This window comes from Paraburkholderia sp. RL17-373-BIF-A (genome assembly GCF_046030175.1).
Lineage (GTDB): Bacteria > Pseudomonadota > Gammaproteobacteria > Burkholderiales > Burkholderiaceae > Paraburkholderia.
Genome location: NZ_JARESO010000169.1, coordinates 1 through 3,635, shown reverse-complemented (window position 1 = coordinate 3,635; position 3,635 = coordinate 1). Strand labels below are relative to the sequence as shown.

2 protein-coding genes and 2 pseudogenes are annotated in these 3,635 nt (G+C 60.9%); 2 read left to right on the top strand and 2 right to left on the bottom strand.

Annotation, left to right across the window (positions count from 1 at the left end):
• Positions 1–176, top strand: a pseudogene (locus P0D80_RS49050) (universal stress protein); the annotation flags it as partial.
• Positions 177–374: 198 nt separating this feature from the next.
• A complete protein-coding gene (locus tag P0D80_RS49045) occupies positions 375–1,316 on the top strand; it encodes a universal stress protein (protein ID WP_408295689.1) in 942 nt (313 codons plus the stop codon).
• Positions 1,317–1,395: 79 nt separating this feature from the next.
• Here the strand turns inward: P0D80_RS49045 and P0D80_RS49040 are convergent, their stop codons facing one another.
• Together P0D80_RS49040 and P0D80_RS49035 are read right to left on the bottom strand one after the other, a co-directional pair.
• Entirely contained in the window at positions 1,396–2,016 is a 621-nt protein-coding gene (locus tag P0D80_RS49040; RefSeq protein WP_408295686.1) for a hypothetical protein, read from the bottom strand.
• 36 nt (positions 2,017–2,052) lie between these two features.
• Positions 2,053–3,635: pseudogene (locus P0D80_RS49035) on the bottom strand (cation-translocating P-type ATPase); the annotation flags it as partial.

The window sequence follows — 3,635 nt, the reverse complement described above, 5'->3', positions numbered from 1 at the left end:
TGCGTACGAAGCGGACCGGCGACGACATCGCACACGCGATAGTTCGCGAGGCTATTCGCTGGCCGGCAGACTTGCTCGTCATGGGCACGCACGGACGCCGTGGCGTTGCAGGCTGGGTGCTCGGCAGCGTGTCAAACCGCGTCGCGCGTATCACTGCAACGCCGCTGCTGCTCGTTCGGGCAGCAGCCGATCGGGCGGAGAACCATGAAGAGACAGAGACCTCGACAGTAGAAATCAGATCGTTATGGAACCAGTCCTAGACGGCGGCGCACGCTTGAGCATCCTGATTTTGTGTTCTTACAGTAGCGTACGCCAGTCTAACTGCCAAACACCACTAATGCGTGTGAGTTCGCGCGTTGTACGGAGAACGAATCATGACTGCATCGAGTGCCGGTAGTATCGTTAAATCAGGATTCGAGCGGATTCTAGTCAGTGTCGACTCCTCGCCTATGTCCGCACGCGTGGCTAAGTACGTATGCGGGCTCGTGAGACCTGGCGTGGAGGTGCGTATCGTGAGTGTCGCCGAGAACTCGCGTGCGCTCGTGCCGCTTGGATCGTTGGCGGATGCTGTGTTCGAGGCCATACGGGAGGAGCTCTTACGGGATGCCAGCGAGGCGGTTAAGCTGGCAAAGGAGGTTTTTGCTGATGCGAACATCGACGTCGACGCCCGCGTGCTTGAACTTTCGAGGCTAGGTGGCTATGCGGGAAATGCGTTGATCGATGCTGCAAGTGCGTGGCACGCGGACCTGCTCGTAGTCGGTGCACCTCAACATCACGGCATGTTGCGCTGGGTCGAAGGAACGGTATCCGAATTCGTCACAAGCCAGACTCCGTGTTCAATTCTCATCGTACCCGCCAGCTATGTGGCCGCGATACATGCCTATCCGCGGCGGATCCTGTTCGCGCTTGACGGCAGCGAGGCTTCATTCAATGCCCTGCACTCTGGCCTGCATCTGGCAAGACCCGATTCGTCCACACGAGCCGTCTACGTCGTCGATCGCGCTGTTCGATTTCTCGAGGATACGTTCATCGAAGAGGGAAATAAGGTGCTCGCCGCGGTAGCGGGGATTTTTGCCAATCAGATCAACCCCGTCGAATTGGGGCTAGTCAAAACAGACCCTCCGAGCGATGACATATCCCACACGATTGTTCGTGAGGCTCAGCGATGGCATGCGGATCTCGTAGTCGTCGGTACACACGGCCGGCGCGGCCTCTCCCGCTGGTTTCTCGGAAGCGTCGCAGGCCGAACAGCTCGCATCACTCAAACCCCGCTGTTGATGGTTCGCCCCCGGCTGAATTCTTCATCTTTACCTTGACGCACGCAGGAACTGATCCGCTCTTCCTCGATTCTATGGGTTCACCTGCGTGATGCAAGCGTCCGCGCGGTTGCGTTAGTCAGGTACGGGCATTCTCGCCCGGCCTGGGGCGCCTGAAGCGGAGCCTGTGCTCGTTAAGTGCAACGCTCCAGTCGATTCGCATCAGGACGAAGACGAGGCACAGCAATGCCAGTTGGGTGACGACGAAGTAGGCCCCCAGGTACCCTCCCTCGAGATCCAATTCCGGGTCCAGGTACGAGTGCGCGACCTGCGCAAAATGTGTCCAGACCGCATAGCTCGCGAGGCGTCCGAAAAAGAACGGCACACCGATGAGCCATAGCCTCAGCCTGGTTAGCCCGTACGCGATGAACAGATAGTTTGATGGAAATGGACTGAACGCATACAGCAGCAGCACACCGGCAGTCACCGCCTTCCTCTTTTCGAGCCACGCCTTCACGACATCGATGTTTTGCCGGTCCGCGTCGCGCATCAGATGGCCACGTACGAGCCATCCGGAGCATCGCGCGAGAATCAGACGCCCCATTGTGGCGGCACAGGCAGCAATCACGGCGAGCAGGAAGGGGTTCTGGTCTGGCTGGTTGAATCCTATCCACGACATTGCCATCCAGGTGGGAGGCGCGAAGGCCGGAACGATGTTGAGCAGCAAAATGGCTGCGAAGAGTACCGCCATCGTGATCACAGGAACATTCTCCAGGTTTTCCTTCCATCTGCACCGTCAGGCGCCCAGCAACGCAACCAGTCCAAACAGTCGCGCCAGGGCAGGAACGGTCATGAGAAGCAGAAGCGCCGCGCCGGTGACACCTGGAACAACCCAGAGGTAGCGATTCTGCTCACGTGCGCGGGCACGGGCTCCCGACTGTGGAAATAGTCGGATCACAAAGATCAACGCCACATTGCACGCCACGAGCGCCACGAATGACAATGTGCGAGCGAAGGCAAGGTCGTAGCCGTGAGTCAGCAGGCCAGCATAGAGACCGAGCACCAGCATGGCGGCCAGCGCGCCTGCCACCGCCCCTTGGCCCAACGCGCGGTTCGACAGCAGGCGCGCGCCGGCACGGCGCGGTGGCAAACGCATCAGGTTCGCGCGTTCAGGCTCGTTCTCGAACACGACCGAGCAGACTGGATCGATCACCAGTTGCAGAAAGACGATGTGAACCGGCGCCAACATCGGCGGCCAACCGACGAGAACCGGAATCATGGTGGCGGCAATCATCGGAATGTGAACGGCAACCGTGTAGCTGATCGCCTGCACGAGATTGGCGTAGATGCGCCTTCCCAGCCGGATCGCTGACACAATCGGCGCGAAGTCGTCACGTAGCAGGACCAGCGAGGCGACCTCGCGCGCAACTTCGGCGCCGCGCAGCCCCATCGCAATGCCGATGTGCGCCGCCTTAAGCGCGGGCGCGTCGTTCACACCGTCGCCAGTCATCGCGACCACCTGGTCACTCTCCCGGAACGCGTTGACGAGCCGTAGCTTCTGCTCCGGTTTGACGCGGGCGAATGCGTCAACGTTCTTTATGGCATCGCGAAGCTGTGCGTTGTCCATCGCTGCCACTTCCTGGCCGGTCACGATCCGCGCGCCGTCGATGCCGACTTCGGTCGCAATAGCCCGCGCCGTCGACGGATAGTCGCCGGTGATCATCACCACGCGGATGCCGGCTGCCTGGCATTCTGCGATAGCGCCCGCGACCTCCGGGCGGACCGGGTCCAACAGACCGACCAGCCCTACGAACGAGAACTCGAAGTCATGCTGCTTTTCCGGCCACTCGGGATGTGAGTGCCGTGCCTTGGCCACCCCAGCACCCGCAACCCGCCCGACGCCATCTGCGCGGCCTCATCAAGGACAGTCTGCGTTTCCCGCTCACCCAGGTGGCACAAAGCACAGACCGCCTCCGGCGCGCCCTTGCAGGCTACTGCATGATGGTCGAGTTCTGGCGCGTGCCATGCGTGGGACATGGCCGGCAACTCCGGTGTCAGCGCATACTCATGAACCAGCGACCAGTCCTTGTGGAGCCGCCCAGTGCCGGCGAGTCCAACCCGCCCTGTTTCGTGAAACGCGCGCTCCATTGGATCGACCGGCTCGATTTCGCTGGCGAGCACCAGATATTCGATGAGCTCGTGACACGCCTCGTCAATCTGCTGCGTCGCCTGATCGATGAGCTGCCGCTTTCCGCGCGCGAAAAGCATGCGCACCGACATGCGGTTTTGTGTCAGCGTGCCCGTCTTGTCGACGCACAGCACTGAAGTCTGGCCAAGGGTTTCGATCGCACTCATGCGGCGGGTCAGCACGCCTTCGTT